At 42.0% G+C, this 317-nt stretch carries 1 protein-coding gene; it reads right to left on the bottom strand.

Annotated elements, in window-relative coordinates; translation table 11 throughout:
• A partial coding sequence (locus ADH52_RS04810; protein WP_049510419.1) for a G5 domain-containing protein occupies positions 1-317 on the bottom strand: 317 nt, incomplete at both ends.

Below are 317 nucleotides of genomic sequence, written 5' to 3'. Positions count from 1 at the left end.
CTTCTGCTGGTTGATTGCTTGATAGAACTTTTGTACCTACTTCGGTAATCTCTGGAACAGCTTTCTTGAGAACTTCTGTTGAACGAAGAGTACGATTGCCTTGACTATCTACTTCAACCAAGCGACGAATTTGTCCCTCAACTCCTGCTTGGACAAGTTGACGTTGACCGACTGGGAGATTTGGATTTGGACGTTCTTGGTGTTTGAAGGCCACTGTATCCTCTTCAATTTCTAGTTTCGGAATTTCTAAAACTAGGTCTTTTACTCCTTCTGCTGGTTGATTGCTTGATAGAACTTTTGTACCTACTTCGGTAATC

The organism is Streptococcus pseudopneumoniae (assembly GCF_001072665.1).
GTDB classification, from domain to species: Bacteria; Bacillota; Bacilli; order Lactobacillales; family Streptococcaceae; genus Streptococcus; species Streptococcus pseudopneumoniae_S.
This window is presented reverse-complemented; position numbering and strand designations above follow the sequence as displayed.